At 49.1% G+C, this 25,222-nt stretch carries 30 protein-coding genes, 1 rRNA gene and 1 riboswitch; of the genes, 27 read left to right on the top strand and 4 right to left on the bottom strand.

Annotation, left to right across the window (positions count from 1 at the left end; translation table 11 throughout):
- Together rrf and AC3Y23_RS28325 are read left to right on the top strand one after the other, a co-directional pair.
- Positions 1-93, top strand: a 5S ribosomal RNA gene (gene rrf, locus AC3Y23_RS28330); the annotation flags it as partial.
- A gap of 234 nt (positions 94-327) precedes the next feature.
- Positions 328-741, top strand: coding sequence for a hypothetical protein (locus AC3Y23_RS28325; RefSeq protein WP_379205430.1), 414 nt, complete (start codon positions 328-330; stop codon positions 739-741).
- 87 nt (positions 742-828) lie between these two features.
- Here AC3Y23_RS28325 and AC3Y23_RS28320 read toward each other — a convergent pair whose 3' ends face one another.
- Positions 829-1,353 carry a hypothetical protein gene (locus tag AC3Y23_RS28320; protein WP_379205429.1) on the bottom strand — a complete coding sequence of 175 codons (525 nt, stop codon included), beginning with the start codon at positions 1,351-1,353 and terminating at the stop codon, positions 829-831.
- Positions 1,354-1,560: 207 nt separating this feature from the next.
- Between AC3Y23_RS28320 and AC3Y23_RS28315 the strand changes: the two genes are divergently transcribed.
- The 10 genes from AC3Y23_RS28315 (at position 1,561) to rsmI (ending at position 9,332) form a co-directional block, all read left to right on the top strand.
- A complete protein-coding gene (locus AC3Y23_RS28315) occupies positions 1,561-1,746 on the top strand; it encodes a sigma factor G inhibitor Gin (RefSeq protein ID WP_066368015.1) in 186 nt (61 codons plus the stop codon).
- Between the two features lie 211 nt (positions 1,747-1,957).
- Positions 1,958-3,649, top strand: a complete 1,692-nt coding sequence (locus AC3Y23_RS28310; protein WP_379205428.1) for an aminotransferase class I/II-fold pyridoxal phosphate-dependent enzyme — start codon at positions 1,958-1,960, stop codon at positions 3,647-3,649.
- Positions 3,650-4,291, top strand: a complete 642-nt coding sequence (tmk, locus tag AC3Y23_RS28305; RefSeq protein WP_379205427.1) for a dTMP kinase — start codon at positions 3,650-3,652, stop codon at positions 4,289-4,291. It begins immediately after the preceding gene.
- A gap of 76 nt (positions 4,292-4,367) precedes the next feature.
- Positions 4,368-4,697 carry a cyclic di-AMP receptor DarA gene (darA, locus tag AC3Y23_RS28300; protein WP_066368004.1) on the top strand — a complete coding sequence of 110 codons (330 nt, stop codon included), beginning with the start codon at positions 4,368-4,370 and terminating at the stop codon, positions 4,695-4,697.
- A 95-nt stretch (positions 4,698-4,792) separates the two neighbouring features.
- Positions 4,793-5,236: a YaaR family protein gene (locus tag AC3Y23_RS28295; protein ID WP_379205426.1), complete on the top strand. Its 444-nt coding sequence runs from the start codon at positions 4,793-4,795 to the stop codon at positions 5,234-5,236.
- A gap of 20 nt (positions 5,237-5,256) precedes the next feature.
- Positions 5,257-6,231: a DNA polymerase III subunit delta' gene (gene holB / locus AC3Y23_RS28290; protein WP_379205425.1), complete on the top strand. Its 975-nt coding sequence runs from the start codon at positions 5,257-5,259 to the stop codon at positions 6,229-6,231.
- Positions 6,232-6,369: 138 nt separating this feature from the next.
- Positions 6,370-7,170, top strand: a complete 801-nt coding sequence (locus tag AC3Y23_RS28285; protein ID WP_379205424.1) for a PSP1 domain-containing protein — start codon at positions 6,370-6,372, stop codon at positions 7,168-7,170.
- Positions 7,171-7,199: 29 nt separating this feature from the next.
- The gene (gene yabA, locus AC3Y23_RS28280) at positions 7,200-7,565 is read left to right on the top strand and encodes a DNA replication initiation control protein YabA (RefSeq protein ID WP_379205423.1); all 366 of its coding nucleotides are present in this window, start codon (positions 7,200-7,202) and stop codon (positions 7,563-7,565) included.
- A gap of 94 nt (positions 7,566-7,659) precedes the next feature.
- Positions 7,660-8,430 carry a tRNA1(Val) (adenine(37)-N6)-methyltransferase gene (locus AC3Y23_RS28275; protein ID WP_379205422.1) on the top strand — a complete coding sequence of 257 codons (771 nt, stop codon included), beginning with the start codon at positions 7,660-7,662 and terminating at the stop codon, positions 8,428-8,430.
- A complete protein-coding gene (rsmI, locus tag AC3Y23_RS28270) occupies positions 8,427-9,332 on the top strand; it encodes a 16S rRNA (cytidine(1402)-2'-O)-methyltransferase (RefSeq protein ID WP_379205421.1) in 906 nt (301 codons plus the stop codon). Before AC3Y23_RS28275 ends, rsmI begins: the two co-directional genes overlap by 4 nt.
- 621 nt (positions 9,333-9,953) lie before the next feature.
- On the opposite strand, the gene AC3Y23_RS28265 is transcribed toward rsmI, so the two are convergent.
- Positions 9,954-10,274 carry a hypothetical protein gene (locus AC3Y23_RS28265; protein WP_379205420.1) on the bottom strand — a complete coding sequence of 107 codons (321 nt, stop codon included), beginning with the start codon at positions 10,272-10,274 and terminating at the stop codon, positions 9,954-9,956.
- A gap of 321 nt (positions 10,275-10,595) precedes the next feature.
- Entirely contained in the window at positions 10,596-10,850 is a 255-nt protein-coding gene (locus tag AC3Y23_RS28260) for an AbrB/MazE/SpoVT family DNA-binding domain-containing protein (protein ID WP_042123095.1), read from the bottom strand.
- Positions 10,851-11,156: 306 nt separating this feature from the next.
- Here AC3Y23_RS28260 and AC3Y23_RS28255 point away from each other — a divergent pair, with 306 nt between their 5' ends.
- The 13 genes from AC3Y23_RS28255 to AC3Y23_RS28195 all read left to right on the top strand — a co-directional run bounded on the left by AC3Y23_RS28255 (position 11,157) and on the right by AC3Y23_RS28195 (position 23,854).
- Positions 11,157-12,440 (top strand): HD domain-containing protein, encoded by a 1,284-nt coding sequence (locus AC3Y23_RS28255; protein ID WP_379205419.1) that lies wholly within the window; start codon positions 11,157-11,159, stop codon positions 12,438-12,440.
- A 54-nt stretch (positions 12,441-12,494) separates the two neighbouring features.
- The gene (locus tag AC3Y23_RS28250; RefSeq protein ID WP_379205418.1) at positions 12,495-13,265 is read left to right on the top strand and encodes a TatD family hydrolase; all 771 of its coding nucleotides are present in this window, start codon (positions 12,495-12,497) and stop codon (positions 13,263-13,265) included.
- Between the two features lie 199 nt (positions 13,266-13,464).
- A riboswitch (cyclic di-AMP (ydaO/yuaA leader) is annotated at positions 13,465-13,693 on the top strand.
- Positions 13,694-13,977: 284 nt separating this feature from the next.
- Positions 13,978-15,159, top strand: a complete 1,182-nt coding sequence (locus AC3Y23_RS28245; RefSeq protein WP_379205417.1) for a resuscitation-promoting factor — start codon at positions 13,978-13,980, stop codon at positions 15,157-15,159.
- A 173-nt stretch (positions 15,160-15,332) separates the two neighbouring features.
- Complete coding sequence (gene rnmV, locus AC3Y23_RS28240; RefSeq protein ID WP_379205416.1) at positions 15,333-15,884, top strand: ribonuclease M5; 552 nt, start codon at positions 15,333-15,335, stop codon at positions 15,882-15,884.
- Entirely contained in the window at positions 15,881-16,765 is an 885-nt protein-coding gene (gene rsmA, locus AC3Y23_RS28235; RefSeq protein WP_379205415.1) for a 16S rRNA (adenine(1518)-N(6)/adenine(1519)-N(6))-dimethyltransferase RsmA, read from the top strand. Before rnmV ends, rsmA begins: the two co-directional genes overlap by 4 nt.
- A 111-nt stretch (positions 16,766-16,876) precedes the next feature.
- On the top strand, positions 16,877-17,776 hold the full coding sequence (yabG, locus tag AC3Y23_RS28230; protein WP_379205414.1) for a sporulation peptidase YabG: 900 nt from the start codon (positions 16,877-16,879) through the stop codon (positions 17,774-17,776).
- 323 nt (positions 17,777-18,099) lie between these two features.
- Complete coding sequence (gene veg / locus AC3Y23_RS28225; protein ID WP_066367960.1) at positions 18,100-18,375, top strand: biofilm formation stimulator Veg; 276 nt, start codon at positions 18,100-18,102, stop codon at positions 18,373-18,375.
- Between the two features lie 124 nt (positions 18,376-18,499).
- Complete coding sequence (locus AC3Y23_RS28220) at positions 18,500-18,679, top strand: small, acid-soluble spore protein, alpha/beta type (protein WP_066367955.1); 180 nt, start codon at positions 18,500-18,502, stop codon at positions 18,677-18,679.
- A gap of 160 nt (positions 18,680-18,839) precedes the next feature.
- Entirely contained in the window at positions 18,840-19,694 is an 855-nt protein-coding gene (gene ispE, locus AC3Y23_RS28215; RefSeq protein WP_379205413.1) for a 4-(cytidine 5'-diphospho)-2-C-methyl-D-erythritol kinase, read from the top strand.
- Between the two features lie 75 nt (positions 19,695-19,769).
- The gene (purR, locus tag AC3Y23_RS28210; protein WP_379205412.1) at positions 19,770-20,594 is read left to right on the top strand and encodes a pur operon repressor; all 825 of its coding nucleotides are present in this window, start codon (positions 19,770-19,772) and stop codon (positions 20,592-20,594) included.
- A 245-nt stretch (positions 20,595-20,839) separates the two neighbouring features.
- Positions 20,840-21,127 carry a septation regulator SpoVG gene (gene spoVG, locus AC3Y23_RS28205; RefSeq protein WP_020425826.1) on the top strand — a complete coding sequence of 96 codons (288 nt, stop codon included), beginning with the start codon at positions 20,840-20,842 and terminating at the stop codon, positions 21,125-21,127.
- A 284-nt stretch (positions 21,128-21,411) separates the two neighbouring features.
- Complete coding sequence (gene glmU, locus AC3Y23_RS28200) at positions 21,412-22,812, top strand: bifunctional UDP-N-acetylglucosamine diphosphorylase/glucosamine-1-phosphate N-acetyltransferase GlmU (protein WP_379205411.1); 1,401 nt, start codon at positions 21,412-21,414, stop codon at positions 22,810-22,812.
- An 88-nt stretch (positions 22,813-22,900) separates the two neighbouring features.
- Positions 22,901-23,854, top strand: coding sequence for a ribose-phosphate diphosphokinase (locus tag AC3Y23_RS28195; RefSeq protein ID WP_066367931.1), 954 nt, complete (start codon positions 22,901-22,903; stop codon positions 23,852-23,854).
- A 104-nt stretch (positions 23,855-23,958) separates the two neighbouring features.
- Here the strand turns inward: AC3Y23_RS28195 and AC3Y23_RS28190 are convergent, their stop codons facing one another.
- Entirely contained in the window at positions 23,959-24,159 is a 201-nt protein-coding gene (locus AC3Y23_RS28190; RefSeq protein ID WP_066367928.1) for a hypothetical protein, read from the bottom strand.
- Positions 24,160-24,275: 116 nt separating this feature from the next.
- Between AC3Y23_RS28190 and pth the strand changes: the two genes are divergently transcribed.
- Together pth and AC3Y23_RS28180 are read left to right on the top strand one after the other, a co-directional pair.
- Positions 24,276-24,836 carry an aminoacyl-tRNA hydrolase gene (gene pth, locus AC3Y23_RS28185; RefSeq protein ID WP_379205410.1) on the top strand — a complete coding sequence of 187 codons (561 nt, stop codon included), beginning with the start codon at positions 24,276-24,278 and terminating at the stop codon, positions 24,834-24,836.
- A gap of 85 nt (positions 24,837-24,921) precedes the next feature.
- Positions 24,922-25,152 (top strand): anti-sigma-F factor Fin family protein, encoded by a 231-nt coding sequence (locus tag AC3Y23_RS28180; protein ID WP_066367922.1) that lies wholly within the window; start codon positions 24,922-24,924, stop codon positions 25,150-25,152.
- Positions 25,153-25,222: the final 70 nt, after the last annotated feature.

Genomic DNA, 25,222 nt, shown 5'->3' with positions numbered 1-25,222 from the left:
CCACGCGTACCCATCCCGAACACGACCGTTAAGCCCTCCAGCGCCGATGGTACTTGGACCGAAGGGTCCTGGGAGAGTAGGACGCCGCCAAGCACATAAAACCATTGTTGAACCTTCAGCAATGGTTTTTTTGTTTTATATAAAAGATCAAATAGTGCTAAATTGTCTCCAATAGGATGACATTTTTGTTACCGACACTGTGGATGATACAAGTATAATAGAAAAGTGCCACTAGTAAGATTTGATACGAATGAACTACTTATAAATTCATGAACCGAATTTTCTTGTGTCTTTAGATGCATGGTAGAGGTAAGGAGGATTTAAGGTATGAAGCCAACCAAACCTTTCTGGATGCTGATTGTTTTTTGTATAATTGGTATAATGCTGGTGGGTTGCGGAACGAAGCAGCCTTCCTGGGATATATTTGAGGGTGCATTGAATGAAAAGAGTTTCCCAGTTCCTAAGGAAGCTAATTCTCCTGATCGGACAACTACGAATGTAGCAATGGACTACGTACGTTATTCTTTGCCTGGATTGAAGGAGAAGGATAGTATACCAGAACCTTATTTGAACACCATTAAAGAATGGGGCTGGGTAGAGCAGGACGAGGAAGAGAAGACGGGCTCGCGAGTTTTTCAGAAGGATGGACTAACGGTGCATTTATCTGTTCATGATGATTATTTCATCGTGATGGTGCCGAAGGAAAAGAAAACTTCTGTTAAAAGTCTGGGAGGAAAATAGATAAAGGCCATCCTACAAGGGATGGCCTTTATTTGTTATGGATTAATTTTGCCGGAGTCTATCTAGAAGGAGTATTGTACTAACTGATCATTGCGAGTAATAGGAAGCATCGGCTGGGTTGAATTTGAGCATGCCTTCCTTGCTTTCCCGTCGCAGCCGGAGCAAGGTATATACTCGCGGGATTAACAGCCAAAGATGGAATACCACCAGTGAGGCCGTAAAGGCAGGCGGAGACCAGACAATAAAGAGTGCTGCAATGCAAAGACCGATCCAAAAATTGTGCAGCTGTACTTTGCGGAACAAACGATAGCTGATGTACTGGTCCGGCATGTAGCCGAGCCACGGGAGCTTAAAAGAGATGCCCCATCTTTTGGCGATAGGATGGCCCATAATTACTAGCACTGATCTTGAAATCACATATTGTATCCAAAAGACGACAGGCGCGGCGATAATCATAAAGAATATACTCCACCAGGAAAGGAATACCGTTTCCAGTACCAGACACACCATGGGGATTGTAATATAAATACTTAGGAGTGGTTGGGTTATGTTAATTTTCCGGATTAGTTTATATTGATAGAATGTAGCTGCACTTTTCGTGTTGGGTTCCATATAAAAGGGCGGACCTCCTCATAAGTTCTCAATGTTTTTAATATCGGTTGATGAGGGCTTTTTCTTAACCGAACTGTGAAGAACCCTAGGGGCAGGACCTGAATATAGATAAAATACAATCATATAGATATGAAAATACTATGAAAAGGTTTAAAATGATAGAAGGTGTATCATACTGTTCTTAAAAGAGTCAAGGTGGGATGCTTAATGGATCAGCAACCGGAACAAGCTTGTATCATTTGTGGACAGATGAAAGAGGAAGGTATCGTGATTGTCTCACATTTTATTTGTGAGGATTGTGAGGCTGAAATGGTGCGGACTGAGGCGGAGGATGCTAAATATCGTTTTTTTATCGGTCAGATGAAGAAAATCCAACTTCAAAAAAACGCTTGATCCCGCAATTGCAAGCGTAGTTCAGAAATAGAATTAAGGTTGGGCGGTGGATCGGTGTTACGTTGGTTGCAAGATAACTTTTCTATACGGCTTCACCGTTCTTTTAACGGGGGAGCCGTTTTGTTGTGTTTTTATAAGGAAAAACTGCGGCATAGGCGTTTGCGCGTATTTACGATACAATAGAGGTTAACCCTACCGGAAGGAATGGATAATGAATAAGGACAAGCGCAGTAGTGCGCCTATATATGAGATGTTAGAGCAGTACAAAGCTCAGGGTAATACTTCTTATCATGTTCCTGGGCATAAAAATGGCAAAGCGTATGAAGACGCACCTAGGGGGGCTGGATTTCTAGGTGAGATTATGAAGTATGATGTAACTGAAATTACAGGAACCGATGATCTCCACCACCCTGAGGGTGTGATTAAGGAAGCGCAGGAACTTGCGGCGGATTGCTTTGGGGCAGAGGAAAGCTTTTTTCTGGTGGGAGGAAGTACAGCCGGTAATTTGGCGTTAATCCTGACGGTATGTCCTGAACCCGGCATAATTTTGATTGTCCAGCGCAATGTACACAAATCGGTTATTCACGGGTTAATGCTCGCTGGGGTTCGGGCGGTGTTCCTGGAGCCTGAGATTGACCCGCTAAGCGGACTTGCGGTGGCTCCAGCGGCGGAGACGGTGCAGGCTGCCCTTGCAGCGTACCCTGAAGCCGCCGCTGTATTAGTAACCATGCCGAACTATTACGGCATGGGCAGCGATCTTACGCCCCTAGCGCAGGCTTGCCACAATAGCGGAGTCCCGCTATTAGTGGATGAAGCGCATGGCGCGCATTATGGGCAGCACCCGGCTTTACCTGCCGGGGCGCTGATGTGTGGTGCGGACGGTGTCGTACAGTCCACGCACAAGATGCTATCCGCGCTCACCATGGGCGCTATGCTGCACGTTCAGGGACCGCGGATTGACCGGGCCCTGCTGCGGCAGCGGCTTGCCATGGTGCAGAGCTCGAGCCCATCGTACCCATTGATGGGCTCGCTGGACCTGGCCCGGCGGCTGCTGCACAGCCGGGGCCCCGAAGCCTTTACGGCGGGGCTCGCGGCCGTGGACGTTCTCCAGCGCGGCCTCGCAGAGCTGCCGCGCTTCAGGCTGCTGCAGCCGGCTGCGCCGCTGCAGCACACCGGCGGTGGTGGTGTGGCCACCGCCGGAAGTGACACGCCGCCGCTGCGCGGGGCGGCGTACACCACCCAGGACCCCTTCAAGGCCGTCCTCTATGACGGCGCCGGGGTCCTGGGCGGCTTCGAGCTGCAGCGGCGGCTCGAAGCTAAGGGCTGTGTGCCGGAGATGAGCGACGACCGGCACGTAGTGCTGTTGTTCAGCCTCGGGTCCTCGGCTGAGGACGCGCAGCGGCTTTTGCACGCGCTGCGGGAGATTGATGAAGAGGAACGTGCGTCCAGAGGAGCGCGGCGGGTGGCGACCGATGATCCGTATGAGAGTATGAACGGTCAAGCGGTCGTTACTTCTGCCGAAACTTCCTATCTAGTGCAGGAACACCATGGGATCAGTAAAAAAGACGAGCAGATGGAATCTGTCGCGAACGCCGATGTTTCCACGTGGAACAATTTTAACAGGGAATTATTCTCGGCACCTGTACCTTTCTCGCTCAAACCAGTGTCATCTGGAGATATGAAGCCGATGAGGCTTGCAGATAGCGTTGGGGAAATAGCAGCGGAAATGGTTATTCCTTATCCACCAGGTATCCCGCTGCTTTATCCGGGAGAAAAGATCACAATGTCTGTATGTCAAAGATTGATGGGCTTGGCTAGAGGCGGAGCGAAATTTCAGGCGTGTGCGGATTCCGCATTGCAGCATATAATGGTATACAACACGAAGAAAGGCGGAGAGGATTAAGTGGGACGACAAGGTTTCTTTATCACACTGGAGGGGGGGGAAGGGGCCGGAAAGACGACCGTAATAGGGAGATTAGCAGCCTATTTGCAGAACCGTTCTATTCCTTATCTGATTACCCGAGAACCTGGCGGAATTGAGATCGCTGAGAAGATCCGTTCCATTATTCTCGATCCGGCGCATACCGCAATGGATTCACGTACGGAAGCGTTGCTGTATGCGGCAGCCCGAAGCCAGCATCTGGCGGAGGTCGTCGAGCCCGCTTTAAAGGAAGGGCTTACGGTGCTGTGTGACCGCTTTGTAGATAGTAGTCTGGTGTACCAAGGATATGCCCGGGGTCTTGGTATGGAAGCAGTTTGGGATATCAATCGTTTTGCCATCGGGGGCCGCATGCCGGATCTAACCTTCTATCTCGATATTGAACCCGAGGTAGGTCTTGCACGGATCGCTGCCAATCAGGATCGGGAAGTGAACAGACTGGATCTGGAGAGTCTGGCTTTTCACAAGAAGGTGCGCGAGGGCTACCAACTTGTGGTGAATAACAATCCGGACCGGATTGTGGTGCTCGATGCCGGACGTCCACTCCATATGGTGGAGCAAGATATTGTGCGAACACTGGAAGAGAGACTATTAAAGGGTTTTTGATGAGTTTTGTCAAATATATAAGGATAGCTGATCTAATCCAGACAGCTCCATATTTCTTTAAGGAGGGAATGCGAAGATGAAGTTGATCGTAGCGATTATCCAGGATAAGGACAGTAACCGGTTGTCCAGTGAATTGGTCAAAGCTAATTTTCGTGCAACCAAGCTTGCCAGTACAGGAGGATTTCTGCGGGCGGGCAATACTACCTTCATGATTGGGGTGGAGGACGTTCAGGTTGAGTCCGTGCTGAGTGTTATCCGCAATAGTTGCAAGGTACGTGAGCAGCTTGTCACTCCGGTAACACCGATGAGTGGTACGACAGATTCATATTTGCCGCTTCCTGTAGAGGTTCAAGTCGGTGGTGCAACCGTATTTGTACTTCCTGTTGACCGTTTTGAACATTACTAAAGCTATCCTACAGAATACATTATTCTTGCAATATCAGGAAGAGCGCCCCAGGCTATTGCCCTTCTGATATTATTAATAAAGGCGGTAGATGAACCTTGAAGATCAACCCGGGCTACAGACCTCTGAAGAGCGAGCTTTCCAACACGGAGGGGTTGAACAAACCTGTTCAGCAAAAAACGTTCTCCGATGTGTTCCAGCAGCAGGGAGAACAGAAAACGAAGGATGAGCTAAATCGTCAAATTCGCGAAATTCAGCTTCAAGGCGACCGTTTGTCGAAATCCATGACGGTTCGGGAACTTTCTATCTACCGGACGTTGATCAAACGGTTTCTGGAGGAAACGGCACGGCGTGGCGTAACTCTGAAAGATACAAAGGGCTGGGATCGACGGGGCCGCAGCAAACGCTACAAATTGCTGGAAGAAATTGATGCTACGCTGCTCACGATGGCAGATGATCTGCTAAACAGCGAGCAAGGGCGCATAGATCTGTTAGGTAAGGTGGGAGAAGTCCGAGGTCTATTGTTAAACCTTGCTTTTTAAGAGTGATTTGGGAGGGATTTATGTCTTTTCATGATATATTGGGTCAGGAGGATGCCAAAAGGCTGCTTCAGAACGCACTGCGTAACGATACCGTGAGCCATGCTTATCTGTTCAGCGGGCCATCCGGCAGCGGACAGATGAGTACGGCTCTAACATTCGCGCAGGCCATATTTTGTACAGTGTCAGAAGATGATGCTTGTGGGGAATGCCTGGAGTGCCGGAAGGTAGAGCATGGGAATCACCCTGATCTGACGATCCTGCGACCTGATGGGGCCAGTATCAAGATTGATCAAATTCGTGAGCTACAGCGAATGTTCTCCTATCGGTCCGAAGGCGTTAATCCGAAAATCTACATTATAGATGAAGCCGACAAAATGACGGTGCAAGCCGGAAACAGCCTGCTGAAATTTCTTGAAGAGCCTTCAGCACCGGCCGTGGGGATTCTGATCTCGGACAACAGCCGGGCGCTGCTACCGACGATACAATCACGAACACAGCGCATTCCATTCAGTCCTGTTCATCCGGATCTAATGCTGCAGTCGCTCGCTTCTGATGGAGTTCCACTTCCCTTGGCCCGCTGCGCCGTCTCTTTGACCTCGGGGCTTGAGGGTTGCAGGGAACTTTTGGCACAGAATTGGTTTGCAGAAATGAGAAATCTAGTGTTACAATTAGCAAAGGAGTCTTTGGGCAAAGGCAGCTCCGCACTTGCAACTGCGGGGGTGAAGCTGTTCAAGACCGGGCTCGGTGAACATTTGGATACTCTATTCAGCATGTTCCATCTATGGTTCAAAGATATGCTCTACTTCCTGTACCGAAAGCACGAAAGTATCGTTTTCATAGATCAGTTAGACTTTATTTCCAGACATGCCCGTCAGCGGACTACGGAACAGTGGGTAGGTTACATGGAGTTTGCTGCAGAGAGTAAAAGAAAGCTACGCTCCAATGCCAATGCCCAGCTTTGTCTGGAGCAGTTCTTAATCCGTCTGGAAAGCTAAAGGATAATTATGAATATCCTCCATATGTCGCTTCAGCCTGGAAGTATTGGTGTAACCGATGAGGAAGGACAAGCATGCATTACCAGGGAGCGGACTTGCCCTTAGGTTCCTTTTACCGGCAAACAAGGGGGTTAATTTTTGTACAGCGTAGTAGGTGTCCGCTTCAAAAAAGCGGGTAAAATATATTACTTCGATCCGCTGGATTTTCCGATAGAACGGGATCAATGCGTGATTGTTGAGACGGCTCGTGGGGTTGAGTATGGCAAGGTCGTCATTGGCAAAAAAGAGGTGCAGGAGTCTGACGTTGTACTACCTCTGAAGAAAGTCATGCGTATTGCCGGTGAAACCGACGCACGCGTGGTAGAGGAGAATAAAGGTGCGGCAAAGGATGCCTTTACCACCTGTTTAAATAAAATTCGTGATCATGGCCTTAAAATGAAGCTAGTGGATGTCGAATTCACGTTTGACCGCAACAAGATCATCTTCTACTTCACGGCTGAGGGACGTGTCGATTTCCGTGAATTGGTCAAGGATCTGGCTAGTATCTTCCGTACCCGGATCGAGCTTCGGCAGATTGGTGTACGCGATGAGGCCAAAATGCTGGGTGGACTGGGTCCCTGCGGGCGGGTTCTCTGCTGTTCATCCTGGCTAGGCGATTTCGAGCCGGTATCCATTAAGATGGCCAAGGATCAAAACCTTTCGCTCAATCCGACCAAAATTTCCGGATTATGCGGACGGCTCATGTGTTGCTTGAAGTTTGAGCATGATAATTATGAAAGCGTGAAGGAAGAAATGCCGGCAGTTGGTAAATTGGTCATTACCTCTTTAGGGGAAGGCAAGGTTGTAGGCATTAATGCTGGAAACCGCACGATTCATGTACAGCTGTTTGAAGTGGGCAAAGTGAAGGAACTTCCAATGGATGATGTTGTCGTCAAGTAAACCATAAAGGTTACTTTCGGGGTGGAAACTTGGAGAAGAAAAATATATTTGCACACATGCAGGATATGGAAGCGCAGATGGAAACGATGCGCTTAAGTATTGGCGATTGGAAACAGACGGTAAAAGAACTGATGGAAACCAATCAAAGGCTCAGTCTCGAAAATGAACAACTTAGAAAAATATTAAAGAGGGAAGCACCCCTTGATCCTAACGTGGATTCGGCGGAAGCGGAAGCGCTTCTGGCCGCAAGCGAAGGAACGGAGGAGGTTGTCGGGGAAGGTTATGATAACCTGGCTCGTCTATACCATGAGGGCTTTCACATCTGCAATGTTTACTTTGGGCATTTGCGTACAGAGGGTGATTGTCTGTTCTGTCTTTCTTTTCTTAATAAATGATATCCAGCCGTAGGAGATTTACGCCTACGGTTTTTTTGTAATATAGAAGAGACATACGTTATTTTAATTTTTTTATGGTAAGGAGAGCTACAAGATGAATTCGTTCAAAAATGCAGCCATTCCTCTGCTTCCATCGGAGCGGGTGGATGATTTATTGACCCATGATCTGCATATTATACAAAGCGACGAGGTATTCAGCTTCTCGATGGATGCTGTGCTGTTGGCCCGATTCGCAGGTATTCCGCCACGTGGTAGAGTGCTTGACCTCTGTACGGGCAATGGCGTTATTCCTATGCTGCTGACTACACGTACCAATGCTTCTATAGAAGGAATTGAAATTCAGCCCCGTCTTGCTGACATGGCTCGCCGGAGTGTAGCGATGAATGGTCTGGAGGATCGGATTGTCATCCATGAAGGCGATTTGCGTGAGCTGCATACAGTGGCTGGATACGGCGTATATGACGCGATCACCGTTAATCCACCATACATGCCGTTGAACGGGAGCGATCTCAAAATGAATACACACCAGGCGATGGCCCGTCATGAACTGGGCTGTACACTAGAGGAAGTCATTCAGGCTTGTGTCCGGCTTGTCCGTACGGGTGGCAAGGTTAGTATGGTACACAAACCGCAGCGTCTGGCCGATATTATCAGCTTGATGCGCCAGTACCGATTGGAGCCGAAAAGTATCCGTTTTGTACACCCGCGAGCACATCTTGAGGCTAACATGGTATTAATCGAAGCAGCGCGTGACGGCAAGCCCGAGGTGCGTTTGCAGCCGCCGCTGATCGTTTACGATGAGAACAATCAATATTGTCCGGAGATTATGGACATCTATTTTGGAGCCGGAGAGGGTAGATCATGACAATATCTTGCCAAAGCAGTTTTCAAAAAAATAACGATGGAGGACGTCCAGAGGGGAGCGGTTCTCTTTATCTTGTGGCTACACCGATCGGTAACCTGGAGGATATGACTTATCGTGCTGTGCGCACCCTCCAGGAGTGCGACATTATCGCCGCTGAGGATACACGAAATACGCGAAAGCTGCTGAGCCATTTTGAGATTACCCCATCCATGCTGTTCAGCTATCACGAGCATAATAAGGCGGCGAGTGGGCCGGAGCTGATCCGCTATATAATAGAAGGTAAAAATTTGGCGCTTGTCAGTGATGCCGGTCTGCCGGCTATTTCTGACCCGGGTTCTGACCTTGTTGCGCTTGCTATTAGCCATGGTATCCCGGTCATTCCAGTGCCGGGCGCGAACGCTGCGTTATCCGCATTGATCGCTTCCGGTTTGCCGACGACAACCTTCACTTTCGCCGGATTCCTTCCTCGGGAACGTAAAGACATTCGTGCTGTCTTAACTCCTCTGCGTTCTGCTCAGGGAACATTATTGTTCTATGAGTCCCCGCATCGGGTACTTAAGACCTTGGAGCATTTGCAGGAGGCGTTCGGTAACCGTCGTGTTGTTCTGGCTCGCGAGCTGACTAAGCGTTATGAGGAGTTCCTGCGCGGAACGATTGAAGAGTGCGGCGCTTGGCTAGCCGAGCATCCTCCCCTTGGGGAATATGTCATCGTCGTTGAGGGCGAGAGTAAAGAAGAGGCAGCTGCTGCCGATTCCGCTTGGTGGCGTGAGCTAAGCATTGAAGAACACGTAGCCCACTACGAGGCCAACGACATCCCCCGCAAAGAAGCTATGAAAAAAGCCGCTTCCGACCGCGGCGTCGCCAAACGAGATATTTATAACGCGCTGCTGGAGCGGGAATAGAAGGTAATCGTTATATAGAACGCATTTAAAACCCAACGTATTTAAAACACAACGTAACTCCAACGTCCAATAATGTCCTTCGCTGTATCCTTAGGCACAAAAGAACTCTTTGCCCTAAGGAATTCACAGATTCAGGTAACACGTATCCTGAAAGATGGCTATATCATCGCGGGAAAAGAGGATTTCTAACAGAATGAGTTCCCTTTATTTAGAATAATTAAGTTGTAATTTAGAAACTAAAAGTATATTTTCCTGTTATATAAAATTTTCTTTAAGTTCAAACGTGGGATCAGTCGAATATTCCAGTAGGTGTGGGCGTGGGGGGAATGCCGCCCCCTATTTAATCGAGGTTAAAGCGCCTCTATTTGCTGAACGTAAGAATGATCGCTTACGAATAGTTACCCAAGCTATCCAGGACACACGAGACATTCAAGGCTCACCAAGTTGTATCCTTTGCACAAGGGTTTCACCCATCCAAGATGTTAGGTTTTTAAGTTCGCACTAAATAATTCATTTATATGGATTAAAATGTATTAATTGGACAAGGTTGATGATGTTTAATAATGTTGAGGCAATATTGAGAAAACACTTAGCGTTTATTTTGGAAAGTAAGGACCACCGCTAACGCCAGCGATTCCCGCAGGGAGAGCCGCCGCAGTCCGCACGCCGTAGCTCACCGGCCCGCCCTAAAAGGACGACTACCGTCGATGCTAGCGATTCCCGTAGGGAGAGCGATCGATCCCCGTTGTTTGTAGCACGCCCGGATCTAAAAGTAGCTCCGCGTGCCGAAGTAAGGCAATTCCCGGAGGGAGAGCCGCCGCAGTCCGCACGCCGTAGCTCACCGGCCCGCCCTAAAAGGACGACTACCGTCGACGCTAGCGATTCCCGAAGGGAGAGCGATCCATTCCCGTAGATTGTAGCAGTCTCGGTGTTAGACGTCACACTGACACAGACGTAAGGCGATTCCCGCAGGGAGAGCCGCCGCAATCCGCACGATGCAGCTCAACCGCCCGCGCCGCATGACGAGGCCAGAAGGGCCGGGCCTACCACTACCACCTGCTTCCGTCCGCGATTGTCGAACGTTCCGCGGGTGTACCCTTCCAGGTGTCCAGAGGGCTGGCAGCCCTTTGGGGCCCTCCCTGCAGGGAGGGTTTGGGAGGGTGCCCCCACAAAAAAAGTACCCCCCGCATACACGGAGGGCCAAGGAGATATAAAAAGGTTAGAATTAACAATTTGATTTATTCTTATTATATACTATTTGTTTTAGTTTGTCACAGGGGTAGGGATAGTAGAAATGCATTCATGACAAACAATTTTTCCTTTGAAATAAGTTACGTTCTCGGCATTGCCACAGAAGATGCAGGCAGGCTCATATTTTTTAAGCATGATCCGCTCACCGTCCACGTAAATTTCGAGCGCATCCTTTTCACCAATGCCGAGCGTACGGCGTAATTCAATTGGAATAACAACCCGTCCCAGTTCGTCTACTTTTCTTACAATTCCTGTTGATTTCATCATAGCCATCGTTGCCCCTTTCAAATATCAAAAGCGTCATTATTCGACATTGTTCACTGTTTTATGATATCCATAATACCAACGATTCCCAAAACAGTCAACCTTTTTTCTAGCGAATTTTAGGGTAATTTTAAGAAAATGTATAGTGTTGTTAGGTTTCAAGCAAAACTACCCAAAAATTACAAGGATAAATATTGTCGATTAAACAACTCAATATGTGTCATAATTCGACAAAGTGCGACATTATTAACCATTATATACCGTCAAGCTCGAAATGACTAATTAAAATTAGATGAAGGAGTTGATCTCATGAAGCAGCCGCTCACAGAAGAGAAGGTTTTCAAGGATCCGGTTCACAATTACATTCACGTGCAGGATTTAATCATCTGGCGTTTGATTAATACTAAGGAGTTCCAGCGCTTGCGCCGGATTCGCCAGCTAGGTACCTCTTATCTGACCTTTCATGGTGCAGAACACAGCCGATTCTCGCATTCTCTTGGTGTCTATGAAATTACACGTCGGATTATTTCCCAGTTCGAACGAAGCGGATATAAAGGGTGGATTCCGGAGGAACGAATGCTCACGCTGTGTGCGGCTCTGCTGCATGATTTGGGGCATGGGCCGTTCTCTCATTCTATAGAAGAAGCTTTTGAGATGAATCATGAAGACTGGACGTGCCGGATCATTCTAGAGAACACAGAAATTACCGATATTCTGCGAGATGTAGAGGAAGACTTTCCTCAGAAAGTCGCCTCAGTTATTGCTAAAACCTATGAACATGAAATTGTTGTGAATTTGGTGTCCAGCCCGCTAGATGCAGATCGGATGGATTATCTGCTGCGCGATGCTTATTACACTGGTGTGAACTATGGCACGATTGACATTGATCGGATTCTAAGGGTGCTTCGTCCCTATAATGGAAGAGTTGTAGTTAAGGAATCAGGAATGCATGCGATAGAGGATTATTTGATGTCGCGGTATCAAATGTACTGGCAGATATACTTTCATCCAGTAACACGCAGCTCCGAAATTATTTTACGGCAGATTTTCCGCCGGGCTAAAGATCTGTATTTAAAGGGGTATGAGTTTAAATTCATGATCAATCCGCTGGGTGACCTGCTTCAGGGAGAAGTGACAGTAGAACAATATTTACTGCTTGATGAGGCGCTGGTCCAAACGGCCTTCATGCAATGGACGCAGGAAGAGGATGGACTGCTGAGCGACTTGTGCAGCCGGTTTATTCATCGTAAACTGTATAAATATGTGGAGATGGAGAGTCTCGATACGGAGACGATTGACGAAATCCGCCGTAGCTTTGCCGAAGCGGGGCTAAACCCCGAATACGATCTGGAAATTGATTTTCCGACAGATCTTCCATATGACGTTTTCCGTCCGGGAGACAGTTTTGACAGCAACCAAATATTACTGCTTGATCGGCAGGATCGGCTGCGAGAGATCTCGGAGGTTTCTGATATTGTACGTTCCATCAGCGGTATTCACCGTGGAAGATATCACCTGTATTTTCCTCAAGACAGGCTGAATAAGGCGCTTTCAAAACTGCCTGATTCCATTGCTGAAATATTCGCCAAATAATGACTGAATAGTTATCGATAGATATAGAAATCAAGACCGGGAGGACAACAGTACATGTACTTATTCGACACACATACCCATCTGGATGCTCCGCAATTCGACGAGGACCGCGAACAGATGATTGCCCGTGCGGTGGAGGCCGGTGTAAGCAAAATGATCAATATCGGATTCAATCGGGAGACGATTCCAACCACAATGCAGCTCGCGGAAGCGTATGATTATATTTATGCAGCAGTGGGATGGCATCCTGTGGATGCCATCGACATGAAAGAGGGAGACCTGGATTGGATCGCCTCGCTGTGCAGTCACAAGAAGGTAGTCGCCATTGGTGAAATCGGCCTTGATTATTACTGGGATACCTCTCCTAAGGACGTGCAACACGAGGTCTTCCGCAAGCAGATTGGACTGGCCCGTGAGCTGAAAATGCCTATCTGTATTCATAATCGGGATGCCCATGAGGATGTAGTGCGAATTCTCCGCGAGGAGAAGGCTAACGAGGTTGGCGGTGTAATGCATTCCTTCTCGGGTAGCTGGGAAACAGCGAAAATGTGCCTGGATTTGGGGTTCCATTTATCCTTCGGAGGACCGATAACGTTCAAGAATGCAAGGGTTCCCAAAGAGGTGCTGGCGCAGACGCCGCTGGACCGTTTATTGATCGAGACGGACTCCCCATATCTGACACCACACCCCTTCCGTGGGAAGCGAAATGAGAGTGCTCATGTCAAGTTGGTGGCAGAAGCTGCAGCAGAAATTAAAGGGATTACTTGGGAGGAATTGGCTGAAATTACGTATGCGAACGCGCTGGAACGATTTGGCATTGAGTGAAATCGGGAGAAAACACGGTGAAAAATAGAGGATAGCCGATGTATTAAACTTTTTTAACAAAAAAACCACCGAATATTACAATATTTTAACCTTATATTTGCGTAAACGTGGTTGAATCGTCCTTTACAACATGCATCAAAACAGGATATCATCTTTTCAGTGCAGTGAGCTGTTGTTATAGTGACAGTTCACGCTATCATGGATCGTCTCGCTGAGTCTTCTGTATGGAGAACGGGGGAACCAATATTGTTTGCCGCATGCAGAGTACATCAAGTACAGCTCAGATTGCCGCAGACACTAGTTGATTTCTTTACGTGGTCTTTGGGGTGAATTTAAGGGCAACCGCCGTGAGCGGGTGACCCAAGATAGGGCGTCTCTCTTTCGTCCGAACCCGACAGCTAACCCCGTAGGCGAAAGTAAGAGAGGAAACCTCGTGCATAAGCCGCGTATTCTGACATCGGAGAAGCCACGAAAGAGTCCTCATAGAACTCTTTTTAGGCTTCTTTTATTTTGAATAATGCGAATGTACCCTGCATACTGTTATATAACAGATGTGGGGGGAGCACTATGCCGGGCAGGCGATCCATGAGCAGGAGACGCAAAGGTATTGCAAATAGCGTGTCCTGTGACAATCTCGAATAGTTTCGTCCGAATGATTACAGACATCTTGGTATACAGCTGACGACGGGGCTATGTAAGGAGGATGGAGAGAGTGGGCGTATTCCAACCAGAAGTATCCCATGATTCGCAATCATCCAGCAGGTCTTACGCTTTACGGTGGGAACAAGTGAATTTTCGCGTACTTTCACTTGCCGGCGTGTTATCGATTTTGATCACGCTGATCATTCTGCTGTACGTACACGGTCAAAGCAGCAAGCAGATCACTTTAGTAATAGACGGGAAAATTCAGTCTCTGGAAACGCGTGAAGCGATTCTCAGTGATGCACTAGCAAAAGAGCAAATTTCGCTGCAGCCGCATGATCAACTATCTATAGGCCTTAGTGATGAAATAAAAGACGGCGACCGTGTCGTGATTAACCGTGCACAGCCATTCAGCCTTACTGCGGATGGTGCAAAAAAGATTTTTTATACGACCGAGAAAACAATCGGTCAGGCCATCAAGAAGCTGGGTATTGCCCTCGAAGGCCATGATAAGATTTTCCCTTCGCTAGATACCACCATCTCTGCCAATATGGATATCAAGATTGTTCGCATCAACAAACAAACTGTACAGCGGACAACGAACTTGCCATATCGAGTTATTAAGACGGCAGACCCCTCCCTTACCAAGGGAACAGTCAGAGTGGCACAGGCGGGCGCACCAGGCGTCATGATCCAGCACATCGAAAAGATCTATCAAGATGGTGAACTGGCTTCCATGCGTATGGTTGGGAAGGAAGTACAGACGGTGACCAAAGACAAGATTATCGCCGTTGGCACAAAGCCTCTCCCAAAACCTGTTACAGTGGCCCAAACAACAACAACTTCCAAAACAGCTAATTCCAAAGCTGCCAATGCTTCTATTTCAACTAAAACCAGTGCCAAGAGCACCAACACCGTCACTAAATCAGGTGTCAATTTTGAATACAAGAAATTAATTAAGAACATGTCGATGACCGCTTACTCTTCGGAAGAACCCGGTATTGGAACCCGTACCGCCTCCGGCACACGCGTAACGGAAGGACGTACGATTGCAGTGGACCCTAGTGTAATTCCGATCGGTTGGTGGGTGTATATCGAAGGCCTGGGCTTCCGCCGTGCAGAAGATACTGGTGGCGCTATCAAAGGCAATAAGGTGGACGTCTACTACGATTCACTGAGCCATGCCCGTAATTTCGGACGTAAGTCGCGTACAGTGTATGTGATTGGACCTGTAAAACCGGAGCTTAACTAAGTTTGAGCTTTTGCAAAATTGCATTGAATCAGCTATAGTGAGGGTAGCAGTTAAGAATAACTTGTGCTCATGAAATGATCGCAGAGCTACCGCTCATCACTTATACATTCTTTAGCCAAAAAGAAGGGGAGCGAATCCTCTTCTTTTTGTGTTTACGAGAAGGAGTAAACATTATGATTAAGGAAGTGATCGTTGTCGAAGGCAAGAGCGACACGATAGCCATCAAGCGGGCGGTACAGGCTGATACCATCGAGACTGGCGGCTCCGCAGTGGACAAGAAGGTGATTGCCAAAATAGCGCTCGCCATGGAACGGAGGGGCGTCATTATCCTAACCGATCCGGACCACGCGGGAGAGCGTATCCGCAAGATCGTCTCAAGCAAGGTGCCGGGCTGCAAGCATGCCTTCATTCCCGAGAAAGATGCGACCCGTAAAGGCGATATTGGCGTGGAAAATGCTACACCGGAGGCAATCCGCCACGCCCTGGCGCATGTACATACGTCCTTTGAGGGCGCACCAGCCCTGATCGGGCTGGATGACCTGATGGCGGCAGGGATGCTTGTGCATCCCCGGGCCGCAGAGCGGCGGATGGCTCTTGGCAATCTGCTCGGTATTGGGTACTGCAATGGTAAGCAGCTCTTCAAGCGGCTTGCAATGTTTGGCATTACGCGGGAGGAGTTTGCCGGAGCCCTCGCCCAAATTGAACAGGGAGGCATATCTTCATGACTGGCAAAGAGAGCGTTTCAACCCCTAAACGGACAAAGGAAATCATTCAGCGGTACGGGTTCTCATTCAAAAAGAGTCTGGGCCAGAACTTTCTGATTGATCAGAATATTCTCGATAAAATTGTAAATGCCGCTGAATTGGATGACACCGCTGGTGCATTGGAGATCGGTCCTGGAATCGGCGCGTTGACAGAGCGCCTGGCACAAACCGCCGGTGCTGTAACAGCGGTGGAAATCGATAGACGGTTAATCCCGATTCTGAAGGATGTACTGTCTCCGTACCCTAATGTGAAGGTTCGCAATGATGATGTGCTAAAGGTGGATCTGCAGCAGCTGTTCAAGGAGGACTTCGCCTCCGTAGATCGAGTGAGCGTAGTTGCTAACTTGCCTTACTATGTTACGACCCCGATCCTTATGAAGCTGCTGGAAGAGAAGCTGCCGCTCGATAACATCGTTGTCATGATCCAGAAGGAGGTTGCCGAACGGATGGCAGCTTCCCCAGGCGGCAAAGAGTATGGCAGTCTTAGTATTGCCGTGCAGTATTACAGTGAGCCAGAACTGGTCTGCATTGTGCCGCACACCGTATTCATTCCGCAGCCGAATGTTGAGTCGGCAGTAATCCGGCTGAAGGTACGGGAGCGTCCGCCGGTAGAGGTTGCCGATGAGAAGCACTTCTTCGACGTGGTACAGGCCTCCTTTACCCAGCGGCGCAAGACGATCGCCAATAACCTCAAGACCCGTTTCTTCCCAGGAGAGGGGCGTGAGCGTCTAGAGGCGCTGCTGAGCGAAGCGGGAATCGAGCCGACCAGACGCGGAGAGACACTGAGCCTGGAGGAATATGCCCGGCTCAGCGGAGTTCTCTTAGCCGCAGGCGTCGTTTGAGCTAAATAGAAACGGTTGCCATCCTTAATTGGGGGCAGATATTTAAAAACACGCCGGAATATGAACCAACCGCGGCCTTTGCCCATACGATGGGGTAAAGGTGGTGTTTTGATGAATTCAGGAGACTTGGTCGTTCGCAAATCTTATGGCGGTGACGTGACTTTTCGAGTAGAGCGCATCGTACAGACCGGAGCCGTTATCAAGGGGACAGAATTCCGTCTGCTGGCGGATTCCCCACTGGACGACTTGGTACAGGTGCCTCCTACCCGGATCACAGAGCTGGGACAGCGAGCGCAGATAAAGGCAAAAGAATCGTTGACGCAGCTGCACAAGGACCGTCAGGACCAAACACAGCACAGTGGAAACGGTACGGGCGGGCTGTGGAATCAATCCTCTACAGAATCGGCTTATTTTGAAGTGCCAGGCAAAGTGCTGCATTTGGACGGGGATGCATCCTATTTGAATAAAAGCCTTAGCTTGTATGAGCAATTGCGGATTCCTGCCGAGGGCCATCATGTACATGAGTCCTCCATGGCCGATACACTCTACCGGCTACTGCCCCGTGTCCGTCCCGATATTGTGGTGATTACCGGGCATGATGGGGTGCTTAAGCAGCAGCATACTTATGATCTCTATAACCTGAACAGCTACAAAAATTCACAGAATTTCGTGGCCGCAGTTCGGGTGGCCCGGGAGTATGAACGGAATTTCGACTCGCTCACTATCATTGCGGGCGCTTGCCAATCACATTTTGAGGCGCTGCTGGGTGCAGGAGCCAACTTCGCTAGCTCGCCGGGACGGATTCTGATTCACGCGCTGGACCCTGTCTATGTGGCAGCCAAAGCGTCATTCACCTCCGTCCGGGACACGGTTAACCTGAACGACGTGCTGAGCAACACCATTAGCGGCTATCAGGGTGTGGGCGGCATTGAGACACGCGGCAGCTTCCGCGTCGGGATGCCACGCTTGCAGAACCTCTCTGCACTGAAGGTCACCCCTTCGGTGGTTTAACACGTGTCACACGCCTCAGAGGAAGAGAGAGCCGTTTTAGCGGCTATATACGTAACAGAGGAGAGCCGGGCGGAAGCCCGGTTCTTTCTTTTTTAGAAAAAAAGGGTCTGCCGCTCATAATCTGCCGGGAACGGGACACACTCCTCATAAGGACAATTCAGGATAATGCTTATTACCGATAACAAGGCATTGATTACAGCCGATCTTTCCCCCGAAAAAAATCCATTGACATCCCTTTTGGCATAATTTATAATTATTTATTTACTTTGACATCGAATGTAAAATGATGTATAATGGACAAGGAAAGAGGTGGTCGTCAGGCAATGGCTAATAACGCGCTGTTGGAAATCAAACGCAGTCTCGAAGCTCACGTCGGTCATAAGATTACGCTACGTGCAAATGGTGGTCGCCGTAAAACCGTCGAACGCACCGGTGTCCTGGAAGAAACGTACCCTTCTGTTTTTATTGTCAAATTGGATCAGGAGCAACAAACGTTCAAACGTGTCTCCTACAGCTATGCCGATATACTTACCGAATCTGTGGAAATCACAGTATGTGAAGATGACGGGCAGATGCGGATCATGTATATTAAATCTTAATGATTCACGAACAGCCTCCTTTTTGGGGGCTGTTTTTTGTTGGATGAATGATCCCTTCCCCTGGCAAGCATACTAATAAGGCAATTTGCTCATTATCAAATATGCATTAAGGGAGGGACCTTAAGTGAGCCGAAGAAGACGTAGCACGATGTCGGAGGAACTGAAGACCGAGCTGGCCAAGGAACTGGGGTTCTACGATACTGTGGAGCGTGAAGGCTGGGGTGGAATCAGAGCGAAGGATGCCGGAAATATGGTCAAGCGGGCCATTCAGCTCGCTGAGCAGGCTGCACGTAGATCGGATTAAGGCTTAGGGTGTGTGGGACTTCGAGAGACGCTGCCAAGATGGGGCGTCTTTTGTGCTGTCTTCAGAGATCCATTACATTTGAAGAATGGACTTCGATACCAGTTTCTCATATAATATGTTAAGTTGTTTTTAGGGGAAAAGCTGAAGGTGGGTGAACGCCTTGAAAATGTACGAAAAAGCGCCGGCCAAAATCAATTTGATGCTGGACGTATTGCATAAGCGCGCTGACGGTTTTCATGAGGTGGAAATGATAATGACGATGGTGGATCTGGCAGACCGTTTGGAGTTGTCGGAGACGCCGAGGGATTCGATTATAATATCCAGCCAGGCGGGGTATATCCCCCTGGATGAGAAGAATTTGGCCTTTCAGGCCGCAAGGCTGATTAAAGACCGCTATAATGTGCGGAGCGGCGTACATATCCATCTGGATAAAAGAATTCCGGTTGCCGCTGGGCTTGCCGGCGGCAGCAGCGATGCCGCAGCTACGCTGCGCGGCCTCAATAGGCTCTGGCGCCTCGGTATCCCGGCGCAAGAGCTGCAGGAACTCGGCGCTGAGCTTGGCTCTGACGTGCCTTTCTGCGTGACGGGCGGCACGGCCCTTGCGACCGGCCGTGGGGAGAAGCTGACGCCGATTGCCAGTCCCCCGCAGTGCTGGGTGGTGCTGGCGAAGCCGCCGATCAATGTATCGACGGCTGAGGTGTATGGCCGCGTGCGTGCCGGGAATATCGCCGTGCATCCGTCCGCTAGTGAGATGCGTGCGGCCATTGAGGCTGGCGATTTTCACGGTGTATGCAACAGGTTAGGCAACGTCCTGGAGGACGTGACGCTGAAGCTGCACCCGGAAGTGCAGCAGCTTAAGGATGCGATGATCAAGCTCGGGGCTGACGGGGTCTTGATGTCTGGTAGCGGACCTACCGTGTTCGGGCTGGTTTCAAAGCAGTCAAAGGTAGCGCGGATCTATAACGGATTGCGCGGATTTTGTAAGGAAGTATATGCAGTACGGTCGCTGACATAGCAGGCTTCTCTTGTATAAACCCGTACAAAAGTGATATATTTTTCTATAATATTCGGTTTTGGCGAGGAGTATTCTGTGAAGAAACTAAAACGAAGTCAGCGTTTGGTTGACATGACCCAATTTTTGCTGGAGAAGCCGCATGACCTGCTGCCGCTGTCCATTTTTGCGGAGCGTTATGGTGCGGCGAAGTCATCCGTAAGTGAAGATCTGGCTATTATAAAAGAGGTATTTGAAGGTGAAGGTATGGGCGAACTTCAGACCCTGGCCGGTGCGGCAGGCGGAGTGCGCTATATTCCGATGATTCCGAAGGAAATGGCGCTGGACTTTGCCAAGCGTCTGTGCGAACAGCTCGAACATAGCGATCGCATTCTTCCCGGCGGGTATTTGTATATGTCTGATCTGCTTGGGCTTCCTTCCTTGATGGAGCAGGCTGGCAAGATCATTGCCACTGCCTACAGCAATCAGGACATCGATGTAGTTATGACCGTAGAGACCAAGGGGATTCCTCTGGCTTATGCCACAGCTGCGCAGCTGGGATTGCCAGTCGTGATTGTGCGTCGTGACCATCAGGTGACGGAAGGCTCGGCAGTGAGTATTAATTATGTATCCGGCTCGCATAAGAGCATCCACACGATGTCGCTGTCCAGACGGGCCCTGAAGGAGAAATCCAGGGTACTGATCGTGGATGACTTCATGAAAGCAGGGGGAACCATTCGTGGAATGGTGGATCTGCTCGGCGAGTTTAATGCTGAAGTGGCGGGTGTTGGTGTTCTGGTGGAATCTGGCGCAGTAGAATCAGAAGAGCGGCTGCTGCACGAATATGTGTCGCTTGTGAAACTAAGCGAAGTAGACGCCAAGGAGCGGAAAATTTCCGCGCATCCGGGAAATTACTTTTTTTAACGGAAATGTGAATAGAGATACGCGGGTTAGCTGAAATGGCAGGTCCGCGTATTTTTTCAAATACGGAGTAATTTGTCGAAATTATGAGGAATAAACAGTAAAACGCCCGAAACATGTCGAAAACAATGGATGCTCAAAAATAATCTTCTTAAACAGTCATTTTTTGGTATGAAAAAGAAGGATTTCGCATTGCTGTGTGGAATTATACACCAAGTCTCTGATGGAAAAAGGTGGTGAACACACACATGCAAATTACGGATGTCAGACTCCGCCGAGTTAACTCTGAGGGGAGAATGAAAGCAATTGCATCCATTACCATCGACAACGAGTTTGTTGTTCATGACATTCGCGTCATCGACGGGAACAATGGGATGTTCGTTGCTATGCCGAGCAAGCGTACACCGGACGGAGAGTTCCGCGATATCGCACACCCGATCTCTTCGGGCACACGCGAGAAGATTCAATCTGCGGTTCTGGCCGAGTACGATCGCGCCGCTACAGAAGAAGAAGAAGTTATCGAAGAGGGAGCTTAGGATGCGCTTTCTACTCGCTAACAGCTGCCCTTCGGGGCGGTGCCAGGCCATGCCGTTATTTATAATATCAGAAAGTATGAGCATCCCTTTGAAGTGACTTCCTGATATTGCAAAAATGTGCTGCCTTTACTGATGGTTTTTACCGCATCAATTAAGGTCCAGCATGAACGGTCTTTATCATTGGGGTTCGGAGAAAAGGGAACCATGCCTACATGGTTCTCTTTTCTTTTTGCCCGGAATGAGATATATTCAGTAGTGAGTTCAAGAGTAGGAGGTTGGCATTCTTGAAAAGAATGGCAGTAGTACTTGCCGCAGGCCAGGGCAAGCGGATGAAATCTAAATTATACAAGGTGCTGCACCCTGTTTGCGGAAAGCCGATGGTTGGGCACGTGCTTGATACAGTAAAAGCGACCGGATGTCAGCGGAGTATTGTCATCGTTGGACACGGCGCGGAAGCGGTTCAGGCTTATTTGGGCGACAAGGCGGAATATGTGCTGCAGGAACAGCAGCTCGGAACCGGCCATGCCGTGAAACAGGCCAAGGATTTGCTGGGCGGCGAAGAAGGAACGACGATTGTGATCTGCGGGGATACCCCTCTGGTTACGACGGAGACGCTTAACGGGCTGATGGCGCTGCATGAAGAGAACAAGGCGGCAGCAACCGTGCTCAGCGCTGTTATGGATGATCCTACAGGATACGGACGTATTATCCGCGGGGAAGACGGCGGAGTACAAAAGATTGTTGAGCAGAAGGATTGCACTGCGGAGGAAGCTGCTGTACAGGAGATTAATACAGGCACTTATTGTTTTGATAATGCTAAATTGTTTGCTGCTCTGGAGAAAGTCACGAACAGCAACAACCAGCAGGAGTATTATTTGACCGATGTAATCGGCATACTGCGGGCTTCGGGCGAGATTGTACTGGGTTACCAGACAAAGGATGCCGCGGAGTCTATTGGTGTGAATGACCGACTGGCGCTGTCAGAGGCTGAAGCCCATATGCGTAACCGCATTAATCGTTACCATATGCTTAACGGAGTAACCATTATTGATCCTGCCTCAACCTATATTGGAGCAGAGGTAGTCATTGGGTCGGACACTGTTCTGTATCCGGGAACAATTCTGAAGGGCTCAACCGATATTGGAGAGAACTGTGTGATCGGTCCGTCAACGGAAATCGAAGATTCCCGTGTGTTAGACGGAGCTGAGATCAAGCAATCCGTATTGAATCAGGCAGAAGTTGGCGCACGGACCACCGTTGGGCCTTTTGCGTATTTACGTCCCGGTGCTGTACTGGGGCAGGAAGTCAAAGTCGGCGATTTCGTAGAAATCAAGAATGCCACGATCGGCGATGGTTCCAAGGTGTCGCATCTAAGTTACATTGGTGACGCATCTGTAGGCTCGAATGTAAATGTCGGCTGTGGTGCAATCACCGTCAACTATGATGGTTATAATAAAGCCAAGACAGAGATTGGCGATGATGCCTTTATCGGCAGCAACGTGAATCTCATCGCTCCCGTTAACGTGGGCAAAGGGGCCTATGTTGTTGCGGGATCAACCATTACCCGTTCCGTTCCGGATCATGATCTTGCCATTGCTAGAGTGCGGCAAGAGAATAAAGAGGGCTATGCGGTGAAGATCCGTGCCCGTGCGAAAGCAAAGAAAGATAATTCCAGTCCATCGTAATGTCCTGCTGTAATCGCCGGACGGACTAAACATTTTTCGCTCCGGCGCCTTTGGAAAGCTAAATTCCGTCACGGAGGGTTTATATTTTATGACTTATTGTGATTCCAAGTTAAAAATTTTCACCTGTAACTCTAATCCCAAGCTGGCCAGTCAAATTGCGGACTATATCGGCATTCCAATGGGTGAGTCGCACACTACCAGTTTCAGCGATGGCGAGATTCAGGTGAAACTGTCGGAAAGCGTACGGGGCTGCCATGTATATGTAGTGCAGTCGACTTGCGGTCCGGTCAATGACAACCTGATGGAGCTTCTCGTCATGGTAGACGCACTCAAGCGTGCATCCGCGAAGAGCATCAATGTGGTTATTCCTTACTACGGGTATGCGCGTCAGGACCGTAAGGCACGTTCACGCGATCCGATTACGGCCAAGCTGGTAGCGAACCTGATTGAGAAGGCAGGCGCGCACCGTGTCATTACGATGGACCTTCACGCGATGCAGATTCAAGGTTTCTTCGATATTCCGGTGGATCACTTACTCGGCGTACCGATTCTGGCCCAGTATTTCCGCTCCAAGCAAATCGAGAACCCTGTTGTTGTGTCTCCTGACCACGGCGGTGTGGTTCGTGCCAGAAAACTGGCCGATTTCCTGAATGCTCCACTGGCTATTATCGATAAACGCCGTCCAGAGCCGAATGTCAGTGAAGTTATGAACATCATCGGTAACATTGAAGGCAAAACTGCGATCCTGATTGACGATATCATTGATACAGCCGGAACAATTGTGCTGGGTGCCAATGCCCTGATGGAAGGCGGCGTGAAGGAAGTGTATGCCTGCTGTACCCACCCGGTTCTGTCTGGACCTGCGCATGAGCGTCTGGAGAACTCGCCAATCAAGGAGATTATCGTGACGGATACCATTCCAATCCGTAGCGAGAACCCAACTTCGAAGCTGAAGGTGCTGTCCGTTGCTCCACTGATGGGCGAAGCTATCATCCGTGTGCACGAGGAGCTGTCGATCAGCAAGCTGTTCGAGATCGAATAAGGCATACAGGCTAGAAACAACTGTATAATAAATAAAGGGTTACACCTCTCCTATTCGGAAGATGTAACCCTTCTCGGCGTGATGCCGGGGAAATCGTGTGGTCTCTAGTACCCGGGACGGGAGATGAAGGTATAGCGGCTACGGTTGTACAGCGTACCCTGCAGTTCTACAAAGCCTTCATCTACTGCCGTCAGTATACCGATGTCTATGTGCACATTGTCCAGGTAAATCTCGACAGGCACAGCATACTGGATGTGATACTGGAAATGGCGGTGAAGTATCAATTTCTCGCCCTGGCGTAACATAGAATAATCACCTGTCTTCGAAAGTGTAATGTCGGTCCAAGAAGCCCTTATGCTTCCATTGTACCAAAAACAGTAATCACTTGCGCAAAGAGCCGAAGGGAAAGGAACGTTCAGCAATGAAATGGATAGTTGGACTCGGGAACCCCGGTCCGCAATATGCGAAGACTAAGCATAATGTCGGATTCATGGCGCTGGATGAACTGGCAGCCAGACACGGAATTTCCTTCAATCAGAACAAATGCAAATCGGTTATCGGTGAAGGAGTGATCGACGGAGTTAAGACCGTACTGATCAAGCCAATGACCTTCATGAATCTCTCTGGTGAAGCCGTACGCGCATATATGGACTACTACAAAGTTCAGCTTGAAGATATGATCGTAGTCTATGATGACCTGGACACGGAGCTAGGCAAGGTACGGCTGCGTTATCAGGGTAGTGCTGGCGGGCATAATGGAATTAAATCCATCATTCAGCACACGGGAACCCAGAACTTTAACCGGATTCGAATGGGCATCTCACGCCCTGAGCCGGGCTATGCGATAGTGGATTATGTACTGTCCACTTTTGCCAAGAAAGATGGAGACAAGCTGCAGGATACGATTACGAGTACCTGTGATGCGCTCGAGTTTAGTCTTAAGCATACGTTTGAACAGACCATGGCTAAATTCAACGGTTAATATGTTGTAACGGTCTTTGTACCGGGCTAAAGACAGTGTCAGCCGGGCATACTGAAGGTATATACTACCTTCAGGAGGCATATAGATGGCAATAAACTATGTATGCAGGCACTGCAGAACCTTTCTGGGCAGCATTCACAGAAGCGATGCGACAGAAGTGCAGCTTGGCCTACATTCCTTGACCCCTGCGGAGCGCAGAGATATAATAGCGTATGATTCAGAAGGCGAGATTACGGTAAAGGTTACTTGCGATTACTGCAAGCAGGCCTTGGATAACAATCCCGAGCTTAGCCTCCTGGCCAGTCCGCTTCAGTAAGTGGAAGCGCCTGTCTCTATCGTCATCCGCAAGCCTTGGCGTTACAGCTGAGGCTTGTTTTTCGATTCCA

It is taken from the genome of Paenibacillus sp. MAHUQ-45, from assembly GCF_058133325.1.
This window is presented reverse-complemented; position numbering and strand designations above follow the sequence as displayed.

Coding starts and splice junctions, on each gene's coding strand:
- AC3Y23_RS28325 (WP_379205430.1), top strand. CDS start 328: ATGAAGCCAACCAAACCTTTCTGGATGCTGATTGTTTTTTGTATAATT.
- AC3Y23_RS28320 (WP_379205429.1), bottom strand. CDS start 1,353: ATGGAACCCAACACGAAAAGTGCAGCTACATTCTATCAATATAAACTA.
- AC3Y23_RS28315 (WP_066368015.1), top strand. CDS start 1,561: ATGGATCAGCAACCGGAACAAGCTTGTATCATTTGTGGACAGATGAAA.
- AC3Y23_RS28310 (WP_379205428.1), top strand. CDS start 1,958: ATGAATAAGGACAAGCGCAGTAGTGCGCCTATATATGAGATGTTAGAG.
- darA (WP_066368004.1), top strand. CDS start 4,368: ATGAAGTTGATCGTAGCGATTATCCAGGATAAGGACAGTAACCGGTTG.
- holB (WP_379205425.1), top strand. CDS start 5,257: ATGTCTTTTCATGATATATTGGGTCAGGAGGATGCCAAAAGGCTGCTT.
- AC3Y23_RS28275 (WP_379205422.1), top strand. CDS start 7,660: ATGAATTCGTTCAAAAATGCAGCCATTCCTCTGCTTCCATCGGAGCGG.
- rsmI (WP_379205421.1), top strand. CDS start 8,427: ATGACAATATCTTGCCAAAGCAGTTTTCAAAAAAATAACGATGGAGGA.
- AC3Y23_RS28260 (WP_042123095.1), bottom strand. CDS start 10,850: ATGATGAAATCAACAGGAATTGTAAGAAAAGTAGACGAACTGGGACGG.
- AC3Y23_RS28255 (WP_379205419.1), top strand. CDS start 11,157: ATGAAGCAGCCGCTCACAGAAGAGAAGGTTTTCAAGGATCCGGTTCAC.
- AC3Y23_RS28250 (WP_379205418.1), top strand. CDS start 12,495: ATGTACTTATTCGACACACATACCCATCTGGATGCTCCGCAATTCGAC.
- rnmV (WP_379205416.1), top strand. CDS start 15,333: ATGATTAAGGAAGTGATCGTTGTCGAAGGCAAGAGCGACACGATAGCC.
- rsmA (WP_379205415.1), top strand. CDS start 15,881: ATGACTGGCAAAGAGAGCGTTTCAACCCCTAAACGGACAAAGGAAATC.
- yabG (WP_379205414.1), top strand. CDS start 16,877: ATGAATTCAGGAGACTTGGTCGTTCGCAAATCTTATGGCGGTGACGTG.
- veg (WP_066367960.1), top strand. CDS start 18,100: ATGGCTAATAACGCGCTGTTGGAAATCAAACGCAGTCTCGAAGCTCAC.
- spoVG (WP_020425826.1), top strand. CDS start 20,840: ATGCAAATTACGGATGTCAGACTCCGCCGAGTTAACTCTGAGGGGAGA.
- AC3Y23_RS28195 (WP_066367931.1), top strand. CDS start 22,901: ATGACTTATTGTGATTCCAAGTTAAAAATTTTCACCTGTAACTCTAAT.
- AC3Y23_RS28190 (WP_066367928.1), bottom strand. CDS start 24,159: ATGTTACGCCAGGGCGAGAAATTGATACTTCACCGCCATTTCCAGTAT.
- pth (WP_379205410.1), top strand. CDS start 24,276: ATGAAATGGATAGTTGGACTCGGGAACCCCGGTCCGCAATATGCGAAG.
- AC3Y23_RS28180 (WP_066367922.1), top strand. CDS start 24,922: ATGGCAATAAACTATGTATGCAGGCACTGCAGAACCTTTCTGGGCAGC.